We start from the raw sequence: 22,699 nt of genomic DNA on the forward strand, positions 1-22,699 counted from the left end.
CAGCGCCCTATACGCTTGTGAGTCAAGAGAAGTAACAAGGATTGTGATGGCAACAGAATACGAAGTAGTTCGCCAGAGTAATGGCGACTCAGAAAGCAATGCGGTGTACAAACAGCATTCAGCGCAGCCGACTCCGGCATGTAGTCACGTCAATAATTCGTCCGGACCTCTGTCGTTACTCCGGCTTTCGGCAGTAGATATCGCGAGTTATCTGTTTATGATTATTGCGATGGTACTGGTCATGAAGCTAAAACTACTGAGTGCGCTTCTTACAGGACTGCTCGTCCATCAGATTATTCGCCAGATTTTTCCACTGCTGGAGAATTATCTACCCAGCCAGCGTGCTCGGTTATTGGCAGTTATATCCTTCTCCTGCACAGCAGTAGCCGTTCTCACTGGTATCTCGATGAGCATCATATACCATCTGAAAAAGAATATTTCTGGAATACAAGTGATTTTTGAGAAGATAATACAGCGCTTCGAACATGAGCACGCTCGAATTCCAGCTTGGTTATTAACGTATATTCCGAATAACGCCGCTGAGATCGAGGCAAAGATAACCGCCTTACTGCACTCTCACGCGCCGCAGATTCGGGCAGGTGGAAAGACTGTGATACATAGCATCGCGCATGTGCTACTCGGCATCATCCTTGGCGCAGTCGTGACTATCAGCGCGAAACATTGTTCGAAACGTGCGCCGCTAGCTGCAGCACTAGCTACTCGGATATCAAGATTTGCAGAAGCGTTTCAACGGATCGTGTTTGCCCAAGTCAAGATTTCAGCAGTCAATACACTCCTCACTAGCATATATCTGCTGATCGCACTGCCGATTTTCCATTTTCAGCTGCCGCTGTCTAAGACGCTGGTAATTTTCACATTTGTAGTCGGACTGTTGCCGGTGATTGGAAATCTAGTCTCAAATACTATAATTGTGACGATCTCGCTGGCCTCTGGGATCGGCGTTGCAATATCATCACTCGCGTTCTTAATAATAATCCACAAGATGGAGTACCTCTTAAACGCACGTATCGTTGGTAGCGAGATCGACGCTCAAGCATGGGAACCAATAATCGCAATGGTAGTTATGGAAGCAGCGTTCGGGCTGCTTGGTATCATCGCAGCGCCAATTTTTTATGCCTACATCAAGCGTGAGTTAACACTTTCAAAATTAATCTAAGATCGGGGGGTGCAGCTGGCAAAAAGACACACTATCTTTTACTCACTACCTATGCGAAAGGCATACACATTCGACAGATTTAGCCGTTAGTCAATTCAACTGTTGCTTGTGTGGCGGACTTTCGTCTAAACTTTAGATCGCGTAGTATACAATTATACGGTTTATCTATATTTAAGGCTTGTTAAAAATTTTGTACATACGCCGCCCCGGCGAGCTAACCTTTCGCGCAGCTAGCTCGATAGTCTTTAAATATACTATTCCAGTATAATGAGAAGCCAATGCTTAGTACTTTTCCGATTTAAAATGAGGTATTGTTCCAGCTTAGCCTACAGCGCGCTATTAGCTAATAGATCACTCAATAAAAATCAGTATCAGGAAATTCTAAGCTTGCATAACAAAACTACTATGTAATGTGCGTAGTTTAGAATTTTTGCTAAATAACCAAATGTTCGCACATTTGGATTTTTCGAGTCCGCGTGCGGGCTCGAAGGTTTTCCATCTTACTTACAGAAATAAGAGAATCTAATATGCAGGATACCTTGGCCTATTCATAGCATAGGAAATCTTGCTTCACTCATTTATCAGTTGAAAAGTATAGTGGAAACATCTAGCCAGATTCGGTCTGGAAGCGGAAGCACTACATTATAAAACATACCCCTACCAGGATCGTGTCAAGCAGCCCCGTATCTGATTAGACAATCAGCTCGACAATTTTCTTTCTAGATTTGCACAATCCAAAATTATTAGGCGGTAATCAGATGGTAGGCAGTCACTCGGTTTTCTATGCTTTCGTTATAGTCGAATTTCAAAAATCTGAGTCAGATTCTATCGGCTGATAGCTAATGTATTATTAGTACACAGAAATTGTTCAAGTGTCGTATCGCGGCGATTTATAATCTATCAATATATTGTACCGTTCCCGGTGCCACCAGTTCAAAAGATTATTAAAATCTGGCCTCGGTCTCACTGTAACGCTACAGTGACTGGGATAGCATTAAATGCATCAACTAGCACGATGTTAGTGTTTGCTGAAGACGAATACCAACTTCTAGTTCTTAGATCGTTTGTCGTAGAAATGACTGTAGCTTTTTACTTTATGGGTTGTTAATTTTTTAGTACGCTAGCCAGAATCAAACAGCTTGCCGAAATCTCTAAGACTGTTTTTACAACACTCTTTAATCCATGTCGTTTACTATAGCGTATTAAGAACTACCATGCAATCAGAGAGCTCTCAAGTCACTTAATAGTACCATTAACTCTCCGGGAACTGCATCGCCTAGTATAAGGCATGTATGAATACTGTTTGCTATACTTTAAAAATGATAGCAAACATCAATGGCACTCGGGTATTGCGGATAGCACAACACGTGCTCAACATCGAGTCAGATGCGATCCGAGGACTCAGTGCAGGACTAAACGACGAATTTGTCATCGCTGTAGAAATGTTACTGGCTTGCAAGGGACGTGTGGTCGTTTCTGGAATCGGAAAGTCGGGTCACATTGCGCGCAAGCTAGCGGCAACTCTAGCAAGCACCGGCACACCCGCGTTCTTCGTGCATCCAGCCGAAGCGAGTCACGGTGACCTAGGGATGATTACCGCTGAAGATGTATTCATCGGTTTATCTAACTCCGGCGAATCAGAGGAACTAATTGCAGTCCTGCCGCTAGTCAAGCGACTCGGCGTAAAATTAATCGCAGTAACCGGACGGGCAGAATCAAGCATAGCTAGGCTAGCTGATGCGAATTTGCATGTGCGCGTAGAAAAAGAGGCATGCCCGTTAAACCTCGCGCCTACAGCTAGCACTACAGCTACGCTAGCACTTAGCGATGCGTTGGCGGTAGCGGTATTCGACGCACGCGGATTTTCCGGCGATGATTTCGCTCGCTTGCATCCAGGCGGCACCTTAGGACGCCGCCTGTTAACCTATGTGCGTGACGTAATGCGAACCGGCAGTGACGTACCTCTTGTGTCGCTATCTGCAACGGTACGGGATGCGTTATTTGAGATTACTGAAAAACGGCTTGGTATGACCGCAATTGTTGACCAGGATTCGCGTGTGGAAGGTATTTTCACAGATGGTGATTTGCGTCGCATATTAGAGCACACAGGCAATATATTTAACCTGCCGATTACCGACATCATGACATACAAGCCACGTACGATTAGCGCAGGGCAATTAGCTGTAGAAGCCTTGGAGCTGATGGAGCGATTCCATATTAACCAGATGCTAGTCGTCGACGCCCATGGCATTCTGATCGGCGCCCTTAATACGCATGACCTTTTTTCCGCCAAAGTCATCTAATTTAACTATGACCCTAACAATAACTGAGCGCGCCGCACGCGTTAAGCTGATGATATTCGACGTGGATGGCACGCTAACCGATGGCACGTTGTACTTCACGCCAGACGGCGATGCAATCAAGGGCTTTAACTCGATGGATGGGCATGGATTAAAACTGCTCGAGCAAGCCGGCATCGCAACCGCGATCATCACTGGACGCAATTCGAAAATCGTTGAATTACGCGCGCGCGAGATCCGTGTGTCACACTTATACCAAGGTATGAGCAACAAGCTCATCGCATTCGATAAATTGCTGAATATTTCTGGTGTTAGCGCGAACGAATGTGGGTACATGGGCGACGACTGGCCTGATCTAGCAATTATGCTACGCATTGGTTTTTCCGCCGCGCCAGCGGGCGCTCACCCCGAAGTACGCAATCGCGCGCACTTGGTCACCACCGCACGTAGCGGGCACGGCGCTGCTCGAGAGGTTATTGATATAATACTGCGTGCCCAAGACCGATATGGTAGTCTGCTTGCCGCGGCGTACCAAAGTTAAACTATGCCTGAGATACGCTCATCCTCCTGGATGCTACTCGTAATCATAGGGGCACTCACATCCGGCACATACTGGCTTCTGCAAAACGCGTTTCTACATCCGTCGCAACTACTATCAGTAGCCAAAGTTCATGTACCAGACTATTTCGCCGACTATCTTTCTATCTCGATTCTAGCTGGAAGTGACATAACGCAGTACCGGCTTGCGGCCGAATCGATGGTTCACTACGAAGACGATGCTGCAACGTATGTGACGCTGCCGGCAATCCGTATATTTTTACCGGGGCAGCCGGTCGTCACTGCCACTAGCAAGTGTGGCCGTATTAATGCGGATGGTTCAATCATAGACTTATACGACGATGCACGCATAGTGCGCAACGCAGGTCTGACCGATTATTCGATACAAGCTGACTCCAAGCACTTTCGAGTTATGACTGACAGCGCTGTCATTAAAACTGAGCAACCAGTTAAACTGGTGCGCGGTCTGTCAAAAATGACAGGAAATGGCATGGTTTACAACCACGCAACTCGTGAAATTCGTTTACTGGGCCAGGTACACGGCGTAATTGCTGAACCTAATACAGTAACCCATGAACCGCTTAGTTACTGACTAGTTACTGACAGGCACTTTTTTCTTGTACAACGCGTGTATGAATCTAATTTTGGGCAGCCTCGCCTCTAAATATATACAACATTCTAGATATTATAAACGTGTCTTTACGTCAGGAAAAAAGATCGTGTTGTTATTAGCTGCCGCGATTCCGCTTATTTTTTTTCTACCGATTGCATACGCTGAGCGTGCTGACCGCGACAAGCCGCTACATATCGAAGCGGACAATATGACATACAATGATCTAAAGAAACTTACAATCTTTACTGGCCACGTTATCGCTACCAAAGGTACGATCTTGATCCGCGCAGACTGTGCAAAAATCAGGCAAGATCCGCAAGGATACCGCCATTTCATGGGTAGCAGTAATGGAATCACTCTGCCATATTTTCGGCAAAAGCGCGATGGCATAGATGAATATATCGAAGGCAATGCGGTTCGTATCAACTACGATGGTAAACGGGACCTAACAACGTTAAGCATGCGTGCTGTTGTACGGCGCTTACATGGACTTTCCAAAGTTATCGATGAAGTACGTGGCAACGTGCTCACGTTTGATGGCCAGAAAGACTTTTATACCGCGCGGTCTGGTAGAGATATTACAGGACCAGATAATCCGAGCGGCCGGGTACGTGCAATGCTTACGTCCGACACGGGGCAGGCTCTAACCCAGCTGGACAGCGCCGTAAAGCTAGCGCCATCTACCATGCTGCACAGAGCATCTCAGCCATGAGTGTATCAGCTCTTCCCATATTTACCGAGGCTATAACTAGCAAGTTATCTGTGCGAAACTTGCGAAAACGTTACGGTGCACGTACCGTCGTCAAGGATGTATCTCTTAACGTGAGAAGCGGCGAAGTCGTTGGACTGCTTGGACCGAATGGCGCTGGCAAGACAACCTCGTTTTATATGATCGTCGGACTTATTCCGCTTGATTCTGGTGAGATCATACTAAACGACACGCCGATTAGTATGCTAGCGATCCACAAGCGTGCCAAGATGGGATTATCCTATTTACCGCAAGAGGCGTCAGTATTTCGTAAGCTCTCCGTCAATGAAAATATCCGTGCAGTGTTGGAGTTACAACTAGCAGAGCATGATAAACCGCTGTCTAAGCGAGCGATAGCTGAACGTGCCAATGCGTTGCTCGAAGAGCTGAAGATCGCGCACTTGCGCGATAATCTGGCAATATCGCTATCCGGCGGTGAGCGGCGCCGTGTGGAGATCGCACGCGCGCTTGCTACCTGCCCTAGTTTTATCCTACTCGATGAGCCATTTGCTGGCGTAGATCCAATTGCTGTACTAGAAATCCAGAAGATCGTACGTTTTTTAAAAGATCGAGGAATTGGCGTCTTGATCACAGATCATAATGTGCGAGAGACTCTTGGCATCTGTGATCACGCGTACATTATCAACGATGGTAGTGTTCTTGCGCATGGCTCACCCAAGACAATCATTATGAACGAGAGCGTACGACGCGTCTACTTAGGCGAACATTTCTGTATGTAATCCCGTCACCACCTACAGTCAGCACTAACAGTGCAATACTACCGAGATAGCGGTTGGATGCGCATTTTCATGCATGGCACAGACTTTTGACTGTGCACAGCAATTTGTTATTAAGCAAGTCTTTACTTAGACTATGGAGGTATGTAGCGCTAAGCTACAAAAGTATAGCGGTTGATCTAGTAACTACATTTGTCAACACCTAAATTTCGGCAAGAGTCCCAACGATGATTCTATAATGCTGGAATTTTTGTAAGCTCATCACATCTTGAATGTGACTGGAAGTACATCTCTATACCCCGCAAGATAGATCGCGAAGTTTCAGTATTTCTTTGGCATCGTACACGTGTAGACGAAGAGGGCAACAGTAGGTATCTACCTGCTATCCGAGCGCTCATCGCGAAATGAATATGAGATAAAAACTGGAAATAACCTTCTGTATCTTTTATACAACCGAATTCTCCCCACTAATACTCGATCGCCGAGATGTAATGCAATATCGCGAAGCACTAAATATTTTAGCTATTACTCTGTGTAAATCGTTGTAGATTACTTTATCTTACAGTAAGCCTACCTATCTCGGTGATTAATGAGATATAGTCAGAATCTAGCTAATATTAGCTCTGCGCTTTTTGTTTTGTACAATTACGCTATATGCTACGGCATGATGGAGATTAAGTGGCGTCAGATCATACTATAACACGCAGCTATTGAGCATAAGAAGCAATTCTAAGTTTCGAAATCCATATAGATTTCCTAGAAATTACACTGCCCCTACGTAAGTATGAAATTACGCAGTTTGAATGCGTACTTAGGGATTTTAAGTAAATAATCGATAAAAACTATTCTGCTAGCTGCAGCCTACCCCCCCTACACAATAAGGAAACAGAATACAGTAGAAAGTAACCTACACATTCATGATCTACCCTAGTAGGACTGCTCGTAACAGGTAAGTGTTCCATGACTCATATGCATTATATTATATAGATAAGACCTGCTTGAGCGCGGCGCGTTATGCACAACTTGGCTAATCTATAATATTTTGATTACTATCATTTCTACCTATATAATTATTGGCCGGACAGCATCTGTTGTAAGTCGTCGCGCTATTCCTAAGTGCTGACTAACAGCCCATGCGCGATACAACTGCCTTTTGCCTGTCCATATGAATCGTCTAGCCCAAATCCTGCCGATTGAAAATGTTGTGCTGGATTTGTCTGTTACCAGTAAAAGTCGGGTTTTCGAACAAGCCAGCTTGATCTTTGAAAATCAACATGGTATCACTCGTAAAGTGGTTACCGATAACCTATTTGCACGCGAACAACTCGGTTCGACTGGTCTCGGCGAAGGCGTGGCGATCCCGCATGGACGCATAAAAAAACTGCAACAGCCAATCGCAGCATTTATACGTCTTGCCGAACCAATTCCATTTGAATCTCCGGACAGCAAGCCGGTGCGATTACTGATCTTTCTGCTTGTACCAGAACAGGCAACTCAACAACATCTCGACATCCTGTATGAAATCGCGCAGCTGTTATCAGACCGATGCGTACGAGAAATTTTATCCACCGAGCTAGATTGTGACGCGTTGCACCAATTACTGATTCAGTGGCAACCCTGATCGTCGCGACTTATTCGGGGGGGCACAACACTATATACTCCAGCGTATACGAACTGCATCGTATCGAGCAGCGCTGCGCGACGCAACCCGAGAAGGTTATCATGTATGCTTCCAGCATTAACGCGCAAAGCATTTTCGACGACAACGCCGCCTCACTCAAGCTAAGTTGGTTGACCGGTCATGAAGGCTGGGATCGTGGTTTCTCAACAGAAACTGTTGCCCATGCGACCTCGAGCGCCGATTTAGTTGGTCACTTGAATCTAATTCATCCGAACCGGATCCAAGTGCTGGGGGAGGCTGAAGTTAAGTACTATCATCGGCAAAGCGATGAGGATCGATCGCGTAACATGGCCGAACTGATCGCTCTTGAGCCTCCGTTTCTTGTCGTAGCCGGCGGCGTAGCAGCACCACCAGAGTTAGTGCTACGCTGCATGCGCTCTTCAACACCACTGTTCACGACTTCGATGTCCGCTGCCGCCGTGATTGATAGCCTTCGGCTATACATGTCGCGTATCCTGGCACCGCGTGCAACGCTGCATGGCGTATTTCTCGATATCCTTGGCATGGGCGTACTCTTAACTGGTGATTCGGGGTTGGGCAAGAGTGAGCTTGGGCTTGAGCTGATCAGTCGCGGCCTGGGACTAGTTGCGGACGATTCGGTTGACTTTGTACGGCTCGGCCCAGACTTTGTTGAAGGCCGATGCCCACCGCTGCTGCAAAACCTGCTAGAGGTGCGTGGTCTCGGGCTGCTCGACATAAAAACAATTTTCGGCGAAACCGCTGTGCGTCGAAAAATGAAGCTTAAACTGATTGTGCAGTTAGTTCGTCGCCCTGATGGTGAATTCCAACGCCTACCGCTAGAGAGCCAGACAGTTGACGTCCTGGGATTGCCAATTAGTAAAGTTACGATTCAGGTTGCAGCCGGACGAAATCTAGCTGTGCTGGTTGAAGCAGCTGTGCGAAACACGATTTTGCAATTGCGCGGCATTGATACGTTGCGTGATTTTATGGAACGCCAGCGAATCGCGATGCAGGATCCAGACGGACAATTTCCAGGCAAACCGATCTAAAGCAGCCCGCAGTGCTCATATGATGAAACGCATGCACTCTCACTCGATGCGACTTATCCTTATTACCGGCATGTCCGGATCGGGTAAATCGGTAGCACTTGCGGCGCTTGAGGATGCTGGATACTATTGTATCGATAACCTACCACCACGGTTTTTGCTAGAACTCGTGGCTTTCCTGTCCCACGAGGGACAAACACGGCTAGGTGTCGCGATCGATGCGCGCTCAGCTCGCTCGCTAGACGAAATGCCGGCAATTATCCGTGCACTCAGCGAACATCACGATGTTCGCCTTCTATTCTTGAATTCAAGTACGCAATCACTCATCAAACGGTTCTCGGAGACACGCCGAAAGCACCCGTTATCCATATCAATGGATAACAATACGCTGAATAGCACACAAGCCTCTTTAGCCGATGCCATTAAACATGAACGGAAGTTAGTAGAAAACTTAGTGGAATTCGGGCATCAGATCGACACTAGCAGCCTGCACGCGAATACGCTCCGAGCTTGGGTCAAGCAGTTTATCCAATATGACCAGAGCGGTCTTGCGCTCATGTTTCAGTCGTTCGGATTCAAGCGTGGTATTCCACTGGATGCCGATCTGGTATTTGACGTGCGAATTCTTCCCAATCCCTATTATAACCGGGAGCTGCGACTGCTAACGGGGCTCGATCAGCCGGTGATTGACTTTCTTACTGCTATATCGCTGGTTGGTGCAATGATTGATGATATCGCTGAATATCTAGTCAAGTGGTTACCGCATTTCCGCAATGACAATCGCGCGTACCTAACTATAGCAATTGGTTGCACCGGCGGGCAACATCGTTCAGTCTACATTGCCGAGACACTCGCTGCGCGCTTCGTGCGCGACGCCAACGTCCTCGTTCGTCATCGTGACATCGCTAGCGCTGTGTTTGCTAGCATATCTTCTTAAACACCGGGATAACCGCACTAAACTGAGCACGGCATCTGTTTTCTGTTGGTTATCTAATATTATAAGAGTATTTGATATTTTGTACTAAGACATAACTCTCGCGGAAACTAGGTGCACAATTAAGTATCGTTTAACTATACCCTACTTAAGAACAGCGGCGTCGTAATTTAGCAAAAATCTCATCTGGCTCTTTAACCCACTTACTGAAGTACTGAAAATCGCTGTGTACACGGCAGCATTGCTAGTTCATATAACATTAGCCATTATAGCTCAAGCCATAATAACGCTTAGCTTAACATATCAAGAATCTTGCGCACTGGCGCTGGCAGACCATATTCGCCGATAGCATCGAGCTGTACCCATGCCGTGGTGTCTGCATATACGTTAGACACCGTGGCTCGTAGTTCGTCTGATAATTGCGCGAGCCGTATCTCAATTTCGAGTCGAAAATGCGTGAATGTATGCGTCAGAGGAGCAAGAGGGGTTAGCGCGACTGGTGTACCACTAAGTTGTGCCGCGCGTGCGGCGAGCTTGTCTACGTCCGGCGCATTGGGTAAGCTCCATAGCCCACCCCAGATACCCGACGAGGCGCGTTTCTCAAGCAAAACCCAATTGGCACTGCGCAGTATCAACAACACCGTCTGCCGCGTCGGCATAGCCTTCTTAGGCCTAGCGACTGGTAACTCGCACTGCCGCCCAGTCAGATGAGCCACACACACGTGCATAAATGGGCAGCAATCGCAATTAGGATTGCTGCGGACGCATAGCGTTGCTCCCAAGTCCATTAATCCTTGTGTATACGCCACGATGGGCTCGACCAGTGCGCTATCGCACGAGCATATGTTGTGAGGCTTTTTACTAGCCGTCGGCAGTAACGACTCGGCTAGATTCCACATTGCAGTCTCCACCTGTTTCCCGCCTGGAAAGCCGTCAATCCCAAACATTCGAGCAAGCACCCGTTTGACATTTCCGTCTAAAATCGGCGAGCACACCCCAAACGCGAATGCGGAAATCGCTGCCGCCGTCGAACGGCCGATGCCTGGTAGTAACACGAGCTGCTCAATAGTTTTTGGGAACGCTCCACCGTACTGCTGAACGATGCGCTGAGCACACTGGTATAAGTTACGAGCGCGGGCGTAATATCCCAGTCCACTCCACAGCGCCATGACGTCATCAATTGAAGCGGACGCCAATTCATGAATATTCGGAAAACGTTTAAGAAACCTCAAATAATAAGGAATTACCGTTGAAACCCGCGTTTGCTGCAGCATAATCTCAGAAAGCCAAATTCGATATGGATCTCGACTACGCTGCCACGGCAAGTCGTGCCGCCCATGAGTCCGCTGCCATTCGATCAGATGTGGCGCAAAGTCAGCCAGCTCTATGTCGGCCTCCGACGAATAAATACGGTGCTGGTCAGTAGTTCGTACAGCAATAAGTCGTATATCATCTTTATCAACTTCTGCCACAAGTATCGGCCGAATAGCACCAGCTAGAAGCTTATAAGCCGGGCTCACCTAGCGTACTTGAGACGAATGTCAGAGAAAAATATACTTCTTGATGTATGGATATTATTCATACATCAAGAATATTACTTGCTCGCGCTTACTTGCTCGCGCCGCTGCAATAGCATACCTGAAAAGGTTTTTCTTCGGGGGCTAGTCAGCAACAGATTGTCAGAATGTCGTTCGACACGTACAAGCGAGACACTATCGCACTAAAGTAGCACTGATAACGAAAATTTATAATAAACTCATCGAATATTACAATCAATTTATCTAGCTAGCTAGCTATCCTTAGCAGCATAATAGACTACCTATTTAGGAAAATAGGTACCTACCGCGTTTGCGCGATAGCATGTCTAGTGCGCATAATTATTATGCGAAATCATGTACATTCATGTACCATCTGATTCGGCTATAAATTTAAGATTCTATCTTATGTTACTGATTTAAACTTTCAGCAGTTTTAATCTAGATAATAGCTCATCAGGCTAATAAAAATATTGGATTTGCACGGATTCTTAGAGCTGTCTGCGCTACAATCTGCCGAAATATATCACTTGATTTCTATAAATCAACTTCTTATCAAGCGTGAGGAAATATTGTCTGCACGCTAATGCAAAATGAGCAGCGAAACGCTGTAGAACTTGCTGCTGAGTAGTCAGCTGATTGATTTCTACTAAGCATTAGCTACTGACAGCGCTTTACGCTATAACCAATTAATGCTAGATATCTAATCTTATTTAGCGCTGATTTGAAATACGGCTGCTCTGTACTGCGCGCAACGCTCAATAAAAGTTGAGCTGTTTACGAAAAGCTATGTTGTCCCGATTCAGGCGAAATTTTTGTAAAAAAGTATATACCTCTAAATCGATAGTTCTATGCTATCTTGCATCGGAAACCTAAGAAAGCTAAGATTCTACTAGCACAATAATTAATACAAGTCGCTCTATATTTTTGCGAAATTGTATTAATTAGCCAGAGAGCATACTGCCTGGCGAGTATGCCTAAACTCCAATTCGGATCTGTATGTGACGTACGAAGAAGTCATTCAGCGGTTTTCACAATATATACGGAAGAATCCGTAGGCGCGCGAGACACCGGATATTGCTTGCTCAACTACATCTAAGCCGCATCTAGTTGGATGCAGTCAAAGCTGAGTGCGCACGATTAGCTCATAATAATAGCCATGACTTACTATTATTGATAATATTAATGATACTTGCGTCGCTTAAAATTTAGCAACAACATTTTTGAGTAAAAAATATTTTCAATAGTATATCGCCGCCGCTCAGCACTAGGCTATATGCCGTACTAAGCTAGACGTACTTCTATTCGGCAAATATCAATCTTAAAAAGAGTAAGTTAGATTACCTTACAAATATCTGAAAAATACCTTAAGAAGGTATGCAATACCTGGCAGAAGACAAATTACGTGTATACAGAGTTGTGGCTGCAACAGTAAGGTTAGTTGATGCGCGAAACTTGCTCGCTGAGCTCAAGCCAGCGATGTGCTGCACAGTGGGGAGCTGATAGCACATAACAACAGCATGACTCTATTAGATGCTAAATACTGCACTAAGGTAAGGTTTATGTAAGAAACTAAGGAGTTCCATAAAGATCAGCCTTAGCCCGCGACTATACGATGCCCCCCCCTAAGTATAGGGATCAGCGTGAGGCAATGAAAAAGCAAGTGCGCGATCTAATGCAGCCGTAACTAGATAACAAGCCGTCTCAAAGGTACTGCGCTATTCGATTCAGCATAGGCTAAATCGCTTAAATGCAGCACCATATCGGTGATAAGTTCGGTTTAATGAAGATCCTACAGGGTCCTGCGTTGCACGTTTTACTTTCACTAAACATAGAAATGAGCGCATATCCGGATAAGATTTTGTGAAAATACAGTGAGCCTAACCCAGACGCACTGAGCAAGGTGAACGGAAGTTCTCACTACATCACAACGCGTTTGTCAAAGTGCTGAAACGACTTTAAATTAATGACCCGTAATGAATCGAGCCATATTACTTTCCGGCATACGCGTCCGGTCTATTCACTGCGTGTTGCGCAGTGCTATTGATGGCTTGTCTCAGTCGTACGCCATAGCCCGCTGGTGTAGCGTGATTGGAATGGCTACACTGCTAGCCTCATGTACGGCACCGCAGCGGTATACTGCACCTGCTGCCAGTAGGGCTAATGGTGAACAGATAAGGCACGCGGTGCACGCACGCCATGGTCGCTTCGCAGTCAGCTATGAGGACCATAATGGGTGGCCTCGCAATGTATATGGCAATTTCGATTGGCAAGAGGTCAATCAAACAGTCACGTTAAAATTGCTTAACCCGTTCGAGCAAACGCTTGCCATCATTATATCGGCGCCAGGACTAGCTACTCTTGAGCTACCAAATAAGAGGCCACAGATAGCACTAAGTGTATCAGAGCTAATGCAAGCTACGCTGGGCTTCTCGGTGCCCATCGAAGGGTTGCGATATTGGTTTCAGACATCCATGCCGCCGGACTCGCATACATTGATATCAACTGACGAAACTACGCTTCTAAGTCGTTTGAAACAAGATGGCTGGACAATTGAATATGTAACATACGATGACACGCCTTCAGTACACGGAAAACGTATAAATCTGACGCGACAAGTACCACCGACGTTAATTAAGCTTGTATTAGAGTAGCTATAAACGCGCATAGGGATCTACGACATCACATAATCCCCCATGACTGAAACTAAAAACGTGTTATATAACTGCGCAGCCCCCGCGAAGCTGAACCTTTTTTTGCATGTAACTAGCCGCCGTGGGGACGGATATCACGAGCTTCAAACAGTCTTTCAGTTGCTAGACTGGAGCGATATATTGCATTTCCGGCGCCGTGACGACGGCATAGTACGCCATATACGACCACTAAACGGGATTCCCGAACAGACTAATCTAAGCGTTCGCGCAGCAAAGTTATTGCAACAATATAGCAGTTGCCGCTATGGCGTAGAGATCGATATTGACAAGCGTTTGCCGATAGGGGCCGGCATCGGTGGGGGTAGCTCAGATGCAGCGACTACACTGCTTGCATTAAATCGACTTTGGAAACTACATCTGCCACGTGCAACGCTGCAAGCCTTAGCACTAGCATTAGGAGCCGATGTACCGTTCTTCGTATTTGGGCGAAATGCATTTGCGCAAGGAGTTGGTGAACAACTACAGCCAGTTCAATTGCCAGCAGGCACGTTTTTAATAATTAAACCCGCAACGCATGTACCAACCGCCGAAATTTTTCACTCCGATACATTGACAAGAGACACTAAACCCATAACAATTGAAGACTTTATTATGCAAAAAAACATCGCTGACAACGATAATGTAAATAAAGTAACTTGGCCATATAATTTTGGTCAAAATGATATGCAGTCGCTTGTCGCAAGCAGATATACAGACGTAGCACAAGTATTAAATTGGTTTTCGACAATCGCACCAGCCCGAATAACAGGATCAGGTTCCTGTGTGTTCGCAGCATTTTCCAGCAAAGCAGAAGCCATGCAAGCAAAAATTCTTGCTAAGTGGAAAAGTGCGATAGCATCGAGTTTAGATCGTCATCCATTATACGATTTTGCGTCATGAAATTTTTTTCGCGTCGGGTTCAAGAGTCCGGTCCAGACAAATAGTTCGTGTAGGGGAGTCGCCAAGTCGGTTAAGGCACCGGATTTTGATTCCGGCATTCCGAAGGTTCGAGTCCTTCCTCCCCTGCCAATTACCCATAGCGCAGGTAAGATCCTCTTGTCTTAGCGCCGCATGGCCTATATGATATCGCCCCCCCCCGAGTAGCAGGTGCAAGATGAACAGTGATGGCCTAATGGTATTTACTGGCAACGCGAACCCATCGCTTGCACAAAAAGTCGTAAAAACCTTAGGCATACCTCTTGGTAAGGCGATGGTTAGCCATTTCTCGGACGGGGAAATTCAGGTCGAAATCCAAGAAAACGTTCGCGGCAAAGATGTATTTGTTTTGCAGTCAACTTGCGCACCGACAAATAATAATCTAATGGAATTAATGATTATGGTCGATGCACTCAAACGCGCGTCGGCCGGACGTATTACAGCAGCCATTCCATACTTTGGATATGCACGGCAAGACCGCCGACCGCGTTCAGCGCGCGTTGCGATCTCTGCAAAAGTCATCGCAAATATGCTAGAAATCGCTGGTGTTGAGCGGATTATTACGATGGATTTACACGCCGATCAGATCCAAGGTTTTTTTGATATTCCAGTTGATAATATCTATGCGACACCGGTACTGCTAGGCGATTTACGCAAGCAAGCGTATAACGATCTACTAGTCGTTTCACCTGACGTTGGCGGCGTAGTGCGCGCGCGCGCGTTGGCAAAGCAACTAGACACTGATCTAGCAATCATTGATAAACGCCGACCTAAAGCAAACGTTGCTGAGGTAATGAACATTATCGGCGAAGTAGAAAGTCGAACGTGCGTGATCATGGACGACATGGTCGATACTGCCGGCACGCTATGCAAAGCTGCACAGGTGCTGAAAGAGCGGGGTACACAAAAAGTATTCGCATATGCAACACACCCAGTATTATCTGGTGGTGCAATCCAGCGCATTGCAAACTCAGCGCTTGATGAGCTGATTGTGACAGATACGATTTCACTGAGCAGAGATGCGCTAGACTGCTCACGGATTCGCGTATTGTCATGCGCCGACCTGTTAGCCGAGACTTTCTCACGGATTCGTCGCGGCGACTCAGTGATGTCGCTTTTCGCTGAACACTGAGAAACTATATTCTAACACAGAGCCGCTATCGAGTGACGCGTCGGGCTGTGGGGCCCGTAGCTCGCAATCACATAGGCGGGCACTACCATATATGGTAGAGCTGACATCAGATCCGCGCTAGATCTGATGTCATCATTTTAATGACCCGAGAATTTGCCAGGCCCTAATTCTTGGCTGCGGGTAGTCATCGGAGAGATAACATGAAAGTAGTCGCTTTTAAACGTACCCAGAATGGAACAGGAGCAAGTCGCCGCCTACGCAATGCCGGAAAGACGCCCGGCATCGTATACGGTGCCGGTATTAAACCGCAGTTGATCGAGTTAGATCATAATACGCTCTACCATACCCTAAATAAAGAAGCGTTTTATTCATCGATTCTCGATCTCGAAGTCGACGGTTCGACCGAGCAAGTTTTGATGCGCGATGTCCAGCACCACCCGTTCCGTCGGCTAGTGCTCCACATAGACTTTCAGCGTATCGATGCAAAGACAAAGATTACGGTGAAAGTCCCACTGCACTATATGAACCAGGAACGTTCGCCGGCGGTAAAACTAGGTGCTGGTGTAATCACCCACGTGCTAAATGAAATCGAAGTATCGTGTCTACCGAACAACTTACCCGAGTTTATCGAAGTCAACCTGACTGACCTTAGGTTGAACCACTCGTTGCATGCAAAAGACGTCAATCTACCAGCAGGTGTCGAACTGACATTACATGTCAAGCAAGAAAATCCAGTAATTGTGTTAGCTACGCAGCCTGCTGGTGCAGTATCAGATGGGTATAACGAATTGACGGAGGGCAGTACGCCCGCTGTATAATACAAGCATAGAACTTATATAAAAAACAGCATAAAGTGCCTATTACACATCATATATTACAATAATTACTCTCCGTCTACGAGTAAAATAACTCTGCTGTGAGGTCCCGCCCAAGAAGTAGTTTTTAACTAAATCCACAAACGAGCACGACTATCATGATAAAACTGATTGTCGGACTCGGTAATCCAGGTGCTCAATACTCAGGTACGCGGCACAATGCAGGATTCCGGTTCATCGACCAGATCGCATGCGAAATAGGCTTGACTCTGCGAGCTGAGCGGCGTTTCTATGGAAGTTATGCAAAAGGAAACTTGCATGGCCAAGAAATTTACTTACTGCAACCCCAAACATTTATGAATCAGTCTGGGCTGTCTGTAATATCTATGGCACAGTTCTTTAAAATTTCCTCACAATCTATTCTTGTTGTTCATGACGACTTAGACCTAGTGCCAGGTATTGCAAGACTGAAGCTAGGCGGCGGCAGTGGTGGGCATAACGGATTAAAAAATATTTCTTTGCATTTATCGATGCAGCAATATTGGCGTCTGCATATCGGAATTGGCCATCCAAGAAATCTGATTCCAAAAGGTGTTCGGCTGACCAATTCCGATGTAGCTAATTTCGTTCTGCAACCGCCCTGCAAAGAAGAACAGCAACTCATGAATTCAGCTACCCAAAAAAGTCTGACAATAATGCCGCTTATTGTCAGCGGAAAGTTAGATCATGCAATGATGCAACTACACCGAGTCTAGCTCGATATACAAACTTTAACGGCAGCATAAGATAAGTAGGCTGGTACGGCTGAGATAACTAAAGCCCTTAGCGTTCGCCGCTGTCGGAAGGCTCATTGAGCGCTATTAGTGCGCGGTATTTATTCATTAATTGCTCGCGGGTTTCAACCCGAGCCATGTCAACTGGGATACATCCGACAGGACACACATCAACGCATTGTGGCTCGTCGAAATGACCAACACACTCAGTACATTTATTTGGATCAATCTGATAGATTTTAGGCCCCATCGAAATTGCACTGTTTGGGCACTCGGGCTCACAGACATCGCAATTAATACACTCGTCAATAATTATTAAAGCCATACGACCACCAACTTTCTAAAAAAACAGCGGAAGATAACTTCTTGTAGCCACCCCCCTCGCTCTGCAGGGTCTTTTCTCCGTAAGGTAAGTTCGCCTCAGTAGTTTCCTAGACTAGATATAATTACTCAGTTCTACTTCAAGAAGTATACTCGTTGCTGCATGAGTAGACGCAAAGCATTACTTCTTTTCAGAAGTCAGCTAACGAGCGAAGAGGCTTTGGCAAGCTTACTCTGAAACCACTTTTCAACCGAAGGGAATACGAACTTACTGACATCGCCTCCCAACTGCGCGATTTCCCGGACGATCGTACCCGAAATAAATTGATATTGCTCAGACGGTGTCATAAATATCGTTTCCACATCAGGCAACAAGTATCGGTTCATTCCAGCTAATTGGAACTCATATTCAAAATCTGATACAGCACGTAAACCGCGCACAATTACCTGAGCATTATTGGTGAGAGCAAAGTCCTTAAGCAACCCAGAGAAGCCCATCACTCTTACAGTCGGATAGTGACCCAGTACCTCCTGCGCAATTCTCAAGCGCTCCCGCAATGAAAAAAAAGGCTTTTTGTTACAACTATCGGCGACTCCGACCACTAGTGTATCGAAAATGCACAAAGCACGGCGCACAAGATCTTCATGACCGCGGGTAAGCGGATCAAATGTACCAGGATAAACCGCAACGATCATACATTCCCCTCTCGCTTTACGTGTCGCTAATGCTAGAGAGCTAGACGGCAAGCGCAACCCCGGTGCAGGCAGGCGCGAGCGTAACGTTATAGCAGGAGAACCGCCGCCAGCTTTAATTCGTATTAATGACTATTTTCTTGTTTTAACAAATGAAAATGCACCGCACCAGCGCGGGATTGACGCACGATGCACCAATCTTGAGGCAATAACCGGTATGGCACAGCAGCGAAACGCTGCTGCGCTTGAGCGTCCCAAATTGTAGCTAATGGCGTACCAGATTCAACATAAATCACCCCACCGGGCGCAACCAGAGGTAATACAAGTGTCAGCATGCGACCTAGCAAACTAATATTAAATGGCGGGTCGAGGAATACGATATCAAACGCTGCCGGCGTAAGCCTAGCGGCCAGCCGCAGTGCATCAGCTTGCACAATTTTAATAGTCTGTGCATCCAATTTTTTTTGGATCGCATTTAGTTGTTTAGCTGCGCGCGCATCGCGCTCGATCATTATAACACATTGTGCGCCGCGCGATGCAGCTTCAAAACCAAGCGCTCCGGTGCCCGCAAATAGATCTAGGCATACTAAGCCATCTAATTTCTGGCCCAGCCAATTAAACAGGGTTTCACGCACAAGGGCTGGCGTCGGCCTAAGCTCAGCCAGATTCAGGACCGGCAACCGCGTACGCTTCCAGATACCGCCGATGAGGCGAACTTGGTGAGATGCATGATACGCCGTAGCAATACAGCGAGATTTTTCGGCACTATTAGAAAAAGGTTTACAGACACGTGGTCGAAATAAATGGCTCATTAATTCAATTTATTTAACCATTATAAGAGAAACAAACAATATTGCCACAGAGAATTGGCTACTATACCCTTTGTATTAGCGTATGGTTAACCTTTCTATAGTTATAGAACCATATGCGGCACTCTGCTAAAATACTCAGAGTAGGTTTACTATCAGCGCTTAATTTGTGGCATTAATGTCGCCTATCCAAGGCGACGTGCGCGTCGTACCACATTGCGAACTATGTTCAGCTTTTTAAAAAAATTCCGGAAAAGCGATGTGTCTAGCCAAAAACAAGAGACACGTAATACGCCGATTGGGCCGGCCGCACATGTCGAATTCGCTAAACCCGCTATACCACTAACACCAGAATCAGCCGATATGCTGATATCAAAAGACACACTAACTGAAATAAGCCAGAAAGGATCTGCACCCTTTTTTATCGGACCTACCCAGTCAGATAATTCATCTGCATCCGGAACGTCATCATTTTCACTATCGCCTATCACCTCAACTACACCAACAACGATAGATGCGCCAGCGAAGGGCCATCCAATAACCATCACACCTACTGCAGTATCCATTGACTGGCCCAATAGTGCATCACCTGCAGCCCCGGCACCTCTTGAAGAGGTTGTAGCCAGATGCAGGTCTAGCGCAGTATCCCAACCTGTGCCCATCTATCCTGATGGAATCGCTACACAGCAGTCTGTCAGCGCTATAGATCAAGAGATCGTTGAGATCATACCGCCTCCTACTCCTGATCCAACCGCTAAGCATTCCTGGCTCAGTCGATTAAAGTCGGGGTTGACCAAAACAAGTTCGAACCTAACTAGCATTTTCATTAGCATGAAGGTAAATGAAATGCTATTTGAGAATCTCGAGACCTCGTTGTTAATGGCTGATGCTGGTGTAGGCGTTACCACTTACCTGCTTGACACACTTCGCCAGAAGGTTTACAGCGAGCGACTGACTGACGTGCAACAGATTAAAGCGACATTGCGAACGTTATTGATCGAATTACTCACGCCGCTTGAGCGATCGATAGTGCTTGGTCGCGCACAACCCCTGGTGATCATTATTGCCGGAGTCAACGGTGCCGGAAAAACTACAAGCATTGGTAAGCTTACTAAGCACTTACAGTCATTTAATCAGTCAGTAATGCTAGCTGCTGGTGATACATTCCGTGCTGCTGCGCGCCAGCAGTTAAAAATTTGGGGCGAACGAAATAACGTCTCTGTCATCCAACAAGAGACTGGTGATGCAGCCGCAGTGATCTTCGATGCGGTTCATGCCGCACGCGCGCGCGGCATCGGTGTGCTAATAGCAGATACTGCTGGACGCTTACCAACCCAGACGCATTTGATGGAAGAACTGCGCAAAGTTAAGCGAGTGACAGGCAAAGCGATGGATGGAGCGCCGCACGAAATACTATTAGTGCTCGATGCAAATACAGGCCAGAACGCGTTAGCCCAGGTCAAGGCGTTCGATGAAGCGCTAGGGTTGACCGGACTCATTGTCACAAAGTTAGACGGTAGCGCGAAGGGTGGGATCTTAGCTGCAATTGCGCACCAACACCCGGTTCCAGTATACTTTATCGGTGTCGGTGAGACAGTCGAAGACCTGCAGCCGTTCGTTGCTTCCGAATTTACTGACGCGCTACTTGGGTAGACTAGCGGATAGCATTATATAGCCTAGCCTATCTTACTTAATTTCAGCGTGATCTGAATCATCACATCTGATCTAAATAATTACGTCCGAGTTATTACTTAGGCATATAACCAGAATATCGAGCACGTGATAGAATCTTTTACGAAAAAAATCCGTAGCTAATTTTTATAATGAACTTCTCTGTGATTTATCTATTAAAACGAGGCGGGATATGCATCCCGCTGTCGCGTATATAGTACCATGTCCCGTAATTACATCAGATCTGGGTTCTGTATAAATGCTAGGTCTATGTTTTATCGATACCGTGCACCAGCATTGTTGAGACATATTATTTTGTAAACGTACTCATTACTCTACCATATATTACACTCGCTATTTTTTTTCGTCTCTGCATAGCTCGCAAATCCATATCTTCCCTTTCCCTTTGCTTCTTGATACTAAACCTGGGCGTGAAAATAAAACTTTTTTTACCTACTTCCTGGGGTCATAAATAACTATTAGAATGCCCAGGAAAATAAACAAGTCAGGAAGACCCGTTGTAACTTTCTTCAGCCTGACGGTTTCGTACTCATCGGTATTGAGTGCTAAAATGTATCAGAGTTCTATTTTTGCAACAAAGCATGACGCCGTTAACACAAGGAATAACATCAGTGAGCAATCCAATGACCTTACCGATCCCTGCAAGCCTAGCTAGTACTAGCACGCGGGCGCTCGCTCTACAGTCGATGCTGCCGGGTACGTTAGGCAATCTGGATGCTTATATTCAGGCGGTTAGCTGTATCCCGCTTTTATCACAAGCCGACGAAATGCGTCTTGCAGCCGAATACCGCGAACAAAACAACTTGGATTCTGCACGTCATCTTGTGCTATCTCACTTACGTCTAGTTGTTTCGATAGCGCGCAACTATATAGGTTACGGTCTACCTCATGCAGACCTAATTCAAGAAGGAAATATCGGCCTGATGAAAGCTGTCAAGCGCTTCGATCCACGCCAGAATGTACGGCTAGTGTCGTATGCGATTTATTGGATTAAGGCCGAAATCCATGAATACATTCTGAGAAACTGGCGTATGGTAAAAGTTGCGACAACGAAGGCTCAGCGTAAGCTGTTCTTCAATCTGCGCAGCCATAAACAGGGAATGCAGCCATTCACACCAGACGAGATTACAGGACTAGCGAAAGAGCTGAATGTCAAGCGTGAAGAAGTGGCCGAGATGGAAACGCGAATGGCTGGTGGCGATATCGCGCTTGAAGGACAGTTCGAAGACGGTAGAGAATCATTTGCACCGATCGGCTACCTAGCCGACTCACGTACCGAGCCAACAGCGGTTCTCGCCTCGCGCCAGCGCGACTTACTACATACTGCAGGCCTAACCAATGCACTCGAATCTCTCGATTCGCGTAGCCGTCGCATTATCGATGCGCGTTGGCTGCAGGTACAAGACGATGGATCTGGCGGTACGACTCTGCACGAGCTAGCTGATGAGTTTGGGGTGTCAGCCGAACGCATCCGCCAAATCGAGGCGAGTGCACTAAAAAAGATGCGTGGCACACTGCAACACTACGCGTGAAAATATTTCTGTG

General features: G+C 46.5%; 21 protein-coding genes and 1 tRNA gene. 17 read left to right on the forward strand and 5 right to left on the reverse strand.

What is annotated here, in order from left to right; translation table 11 throughout:
- Nucleotides 1-46 precede the first annotated feature (46 nt).
- The 9 genes from GJV44_RS03775 to rapZ all read left to right on the forward strand — a co-directional run bounded on the left by GJV44_RS03775 (nucleotide 47) and on the right by rapZ (nucleotide 9,758).
- Complete coding sequence (locus tag GJV44_RS03775) at nucleotides 47-1,177, forward strand: AI-2E family transporter (RefSeq protein ID WP_226806402.1); 1,131 nt, start codon at nucleotides 47-49, stop codon at nucleotides 1,175-1,177.
- Nucleotides 1,178-2,496: 1,319 nt separating this feature from the next.
- Nucleotides 2,497-3,480, forward strand: coding sequence for a KpsF/GutQ family sugar-phosphate isomerase (locus GJV44_RS03780; protein WP_226806403.1), 984 nt, complete (start codon nucleotides 2,497-2,499; stop codon nucleotides 3,478-3,480).
- Nucleotides 3,481-3,487: 7 nt separating this feature from the next.
- Nucleotides 3,488-4,018 (forward strand): KdsC family phosphatase, encoded by a 531-nt coding sequence (locus GJV44_RS03785; protein WP_226806404.1) that lies wholly within the window; start codon nucleotides 3,488-3,490, stop codon nucleotides 4,016-4,018.
- 3 nt (nucleotides 4,019-4,021) lie between these two features.
- Nucleotides 4,022-4,627: an LPS export ABC transporter periplasmic protein LptC gene (lptC, locus tag GJV44_RS03790; RefSeq protein WP_226806405.1), complete on the forward strand. Its 606-nt coding sequence runs from the start codon at nucleotides 4,022-4,024 to the stop codon at nucleotides 4,625-4,627.
- Nucleotides 4,628-4,754: 127 nt separating this feature from the next.
- The gene (gene lptA / locus GJV44_RS03795; RefSeq protein WP_320412814.1) at nucleotides 4,755-5,360 is read left to right on the forward strand and encodes a lipopolysaccharide transport periplasmic protein LptA; all 606 of its coding nucleotides are present in this window, start codon (nucleotides 4,755-4,757) and stop codon (nucleotides 5,358-5,360) included.
- A complete protein-coding gene (gene lptB / locus GJV44_RS03800) occupies nucleotides 5,357-6,136 on the forward strand; it encodes an LPS export ABC transporter ATP-binding protein (RefSeq protein WP_226806406.1) in 780 nt (259 codons plus the stop codon). Before lptA ends, lptB begins: the two co-directional genes overlap by 4 nt.
- A 1,162-nt stretch (nucleotides 6,137-7,298) precedes the next feature.
- Nucleotides 7,299-7,754, forward strand: a complete 456-nt coding sequence (locus GJV44_RS03805) for a PTS sugar transporter subunit IIA (protein WP_226806407.1) — start codon at nucleotides 7,299-7,301, stop codon at nucleotides 7,752-7,754.
- A 101-nt stretch (nucleotides 7,755-7,855) separates the two neighbouring features.
- Nucleotides 7,856-8,824 carry an HPr(Ser) kinase/phosphatase gene (gene hprK, locus GJV44_RS03810; protein WP_226806916.1) on the forward strand — a complete coding sequence of 323 codons (969 nt, stop codon included), beginning with the start codon at nucleotides 7,856-7,858 and terminating at the stop codon, nucleotides 8,822-8,824.
- Between the two features lie 46 nt (nucleotides 8,825-8,870).
- Complete coding sequence (gene rapZ, locus GJV44_RS03815) at nucleotides 8,871-9,758, forward strand: RNase adapter RapZ (protein WP_226806917.1); 888 nt, start codon at nucleotides 8,871-8,873, stop codon at nucleotides 9,756-9,758.
- A 287-nt stretch (nucleotides 9,759-10,045) separates the two neighbouring features.
- Here rapZ and mutY read toward each other — a convergent pair whose 3' ends face one another.
- Nucleotides 10,046-11,164 carry an A/G-specific adenine glycosylase gene (gene mutY / locus GJV44_RS03820; protein WP_226806918.1) on the reverse strand — a complete coding sequence of 373 codons (1,119 nt, stop codon included), beginning with the start codon at nucleotides 11,162-11,164 and terminating at the stop codon, nucleotides 10,046-10,048.
- A gap of 2,102 nt (nucleotides 11,165-13,266) precedes the next feature.
- On the opposite strand from mutY, the gene lolB reads away from it, so the two are divergent.
- The 6 genes from lolB to pth all read left to right on the forward strand — a co-directional run bounded on the left by lolB (nucleotide 13,267) and on the right by pth (nucleotide 17,621).
- Complete coding sequence (lolB, locus tag GJV44_RS03825; protein ID WP_226806408.1) at nucleotides 13,267-13,944, forward strand: lipoprotein insertase outer membrane protein LolB; 678 nt, start codon at nucleotides 13,267-13,269, stop codon at nucleotides 13,942-13,944.
- A 42-nt stretch (nucleotides 13,945-13,986) separates the two neighbouring features.
- Nucleotides 13,987-14,883, forward strand: coding sequence for a 4-(cytidine 5'-diphospho)-2-C-methyl-D-erythritol kinase (ispE, locus tag GJV44_RS03830; RefSeq protein WP_226806409.1), 897 nt, complete (start codon nucleotides 13,987-13,989; stop codon nucleotides 14,881-14,883).
- A 51-nt stretch (nucleotides 14,884-14,934) separates the two neighbouring features.
- Nucleotides 14,935-15,012 (forward strand) — tRNA-Gln (locus tag GJV44_RS03835).
- Between the two features lie 85 nt (nucleotides 15,013-15,097).
- Complete coding sequence (locus GJV44_RS03840) at nucleotides 15,098-16,051, forward strand: ribose-phosphate pyrophosphokinase (RefSeq protein WP_226806410.1); 954 nt, start codon at nucleotides 15,098-15,100, stop codon at nucleotides 16,049-16,051.
- 200 nt (nucleotides 16,052-16,251) lie between these two features.
- Nucleotides 16,252-16,869, forward strand: coding sequence for a 50S ribosomal protein L25/general stress protein Ctc (locus GJV44_RS03845; protein ID WP_226806411.1), 618 nt, complete (start codon nucleotides 16,252-16,254; stop codon nucleotides 16,867-16,869).
- Nucleotides 16,870-17,024: 155 nt separating this feature from the next.
- Nucleotides 17,025-17,621 (forward strand): aminoacyl-tRNA hydrolase, encoded by a 597-nt coding sequence (pth, locus tag GJV44_RS03850; protein WP_226806412.1) that lies wholly within the window; start codon nucleotides 17,025-17,027, stop codon nucleotides 17,619-17,621.
- A gap of 67 nt (nucleotides 17,622-17,688) precedes the next feature.
- Here the strand turns inward: pth and GJV44_RS03855 are convergent, their stop codons facing one another.
- The 4 genes from GJV44_RS03855 to GJV44_RS03870 all read right to left on the reverse strand — a co-directional run bounded on the left by GJV44_RS03855 (nucleotide 17,689) and on the right by GJV44_RS03870 (nucleotide 20,124).
- Nucleotides 17,689-17,964, reverse strand: coding sequence for a YfhL family 4Fe-4S dicluster ferredoxin (locus GJV44_RS03855; RefSeq protein ID WP_226806413.1), 276 nt, complete (start codon nucleotides 17,962-17,964; stop codon nucleotides 17,689-17,691).
- Nucleotides 17,965-18,158: 194 nt separating this feature from the next.
- On the reverse strand, nucleotides 18,159-18,656 hold the full coding sequence (coaD, locus tag GJV44_RS03860; RefSeq protein ID WP_226806414.1) for a pantetheine-phosphate adenylyltransferase: 498 nt from the start codon (nucleotides 18,654-18,656) through the stop codon (nucleotides 18,159-18,161).
- Between the two features lie 122 nt (nucleotides 18,657-18,778).
- Nucleotides 18,779-19,465 carry a 16S rRNA (guanine(966)-N(2))-methyltransferase RsmD gene (rsmD, locus tag GJV44_RS03865; RefSeq protein ID WP_226806415.1) on the reverse strand — a complete coding sequence of 229 codons (687 nt, stop codon included), beginning with the start codon at nucleotides 19,463-19,465 and terminating at the stop codon, nucleotides 18,779-18,781.
- Nucleotides 19,466-19,647: 182 nt separating this feature from the next.
- Nucleotides 19,648-20,124, reverse strand: a complete 477-nt coding sequence (locus GJV44_RS03870; protein WP_226806929.1) for a hypothetical protein — start codon at nucleotides 20,122-20,124, stop codon at nucleotides 19,648-19,650.
- On the opposite strand from GJV44_RS03870, the gene ftsY reads away from it, so the two are divergent.
- Nucleotides 20,006-21,115 (forward strand): signal recognition particle-docking protein FtsY, encoded by a 1,110-nt coding sequence (gene ftsY, locus GJV44_RS03875; protein ID WP_226806919.1) that lies wholly within the window; start codon nucleotides 20,006-20,008, stop codon nucleotides 21,113-21,115. The genes GJV44_RS03870 and ftsY overlap by 119 nt on opposite strands.
- Nucleotides 21,116-21,765: 650 nt before the next feature.
- Nucleotides 21,766-22,686, forward strand: a complete 921-nt coding sequence (rpoH, locus tag GJV44_RS03880) for an RNA polymerase sigma factor RpoH (RefSeq protein WP_420885757.1) — start codon at nucleotides 21,766-21,768, stop codon at nucleotides 22,684-22,686.
- Nucleotides 22,687-22,699 lie beyond the last annotated feature (13 nt).

This window comes from Candidatus Vallotiella adelgis (genome assembly GCF_020541305.1).
GTDB lineage: Bacteria > Pseudomonadota > Gammaproteobacteria > Burkholderiales > Burkholderiaceae > Mycetohabitans > Mycetohabitans adelgis.

Excerpts from the sequence above, each read along its gene's own strand:
- GJV44_RS03775 (WP_226806402.1), top strand. The coding sequence starts at position 47 with ATGGCAACAGAATACGAAGTAGTTCGCCAGAGTAATGGCGACTCAGAA.
- GJV44_RS03780 (WP_226806403.1), top strand. The coding sequence starts at position 2,497 with ATGATAGCAAACATCAATGGCACTCGGGTATTGCGGATAGCACAACAC.
- GJV44_RS03785 (WP_226806404.1), top strand. The coding sequence starts at position 3,488 with ATGACCCTAACAATAACTGAGCGCGCCGCACGCGTTAAGCTGATGATA.
- lptC (WP_226806405.1), top strand. The coding sequence starts at position 4,022 with ATGCCTGAGATACGCTCATCCTCCTGGATGCTACTCGTAATCATAGGG.
- lptB (WP_226806406.1), top strand. The coding sequence starts at position 5,357 with ATGAGTGTATCAGCTCTTCCCATATTTACCGAGGCTATAACTAGCAAG.
- GJV44_RS03805 (WP_226806407.1), top strand. The coding sequence starts at position 7,299 with ATGAATCGTCTAGCCCAAATCCTGCCGATTGAAAATGTTGTGCTGGAT.
- hprK (WP_226806916.1), top strand. The coding sequence starts at position 7,856 with ATGTATGCTTCCAGCATTAACGCGCAAAGCATTTTCGACGACAACGCC.
- rapZ (WP_226806917.1), top strand. The coding sequence starts at position 8,871 with ATGCGACTTATCCTTATTACCGGCATGTCCGGATCGGGTAAATCGGTA.
- lolB (WP_226806408.1), top strand. The coding sequence starts at position 13,267 with ATGAATCGAGCCATATTACTTTCCGGCATACGCGTCCGGTCTATTCAC.
- ispE (WP_226806409.1), top strand. The coding sequence starts at position 13,987 with ATGACTGAAACTAAAAACGTGTTATATAACTGCGCAGCCCCCGCGAAG.
- GJV44_RS03840 (WP_226806410.1), top strand. The coding sequence starts at position 15,098 with ATGAACAGTGATGGCCTAATGGTATTTACTGGCAACGCGAACCCATCG.
- GJV44_RS03845 (WP_226806411.1), top strand. The coding sequence starts at position 16,252 with ATGAAAGTAGTCGCTTTTAAACGTACCCAGAATGGAACAGGAGCAAGT.
- pth (WP_226806412.1), top strand. The coding sequence starts at position 17,025 with ATGATAAAACTGATTGTCGGACTCGGTAATCCAGGTGCTCAATACTCA.
- GJV44_RS03855 (WP_226806413.1), bottom strand. The coding sequence starts at position 17,964 with ATGGCTTTAATAATTATTGACGAGTGTATTAATTGCGATGTCTGTGAG.
- coaD (WP_226806414.1), bottom strand. The coding sequence starts at position 18,656 with ATGATCGTTGCGGTTTATCCTGGTACATTTGATCCGCTTACCCGCGGT.
- rsmD (WP_226806415.1), bottom strand. The coding sequence starts at position 19,465 with ATGAGCCATTTATTTCGACCACGTGTCTGTAAACCTTTTTCTAATAGT.
- GJV44_RS03870 (WP_226806929.1), bottom strand. The coding sequence starts at position 20,124 with ATGGGCACAGGTTGGGATACTGCGCTAGACCTGCATCTGGCTACAACC.